This is a genomic window from Rhodococcus sp. IEGM 1406 (genome assembly GCF_030056745.1).
GTDB classification, from domain to species: Bacteria; Actinomycetota; Actinomycetes; order Mycobacteriales; family Mycobacteriaceae; genus Rhodococcus_F; species Rhodococcus_F erythropolis.
Window position 1 is genome coordinate 1 of sequence record NZ_JASHKO010000055.1, and the last position, 212, is coordinate 212.

A 212-nucleotide genomic window follows, 5' to 3' on the forward strand; every position below is an offset into this window, starting at 1 on the left:
TCGTGTGGACGCTCTTCTCGGCTGCACTGTTCGTCAGCCGCATCCCGACGCTGGCGATGAAGTCGGTATCCGTGCCGCCGCCCATGGCGGCCGGCCTGCTCGTCCTGGTGACGGTGGCTGCGGCCGCACTCATCACCTACCCGTACATCCTGCTGATCGTTCTCCTCGCGATCTACCTGGTGCACATCCCGTTTGCCGTGCACTCGAAGCGG

At 65.1% G+C, this 212-nt stretch carries 1 pseudogene; it reads left to right on the forward strand.

The window, feature by feature from the left end:
* Positions 1–212, forward strand: a pseudogene (locus QM596_RS29635) (CDP-diacylglycerol--serine O-phosphatidyltransferase); the annotation flags it as partial.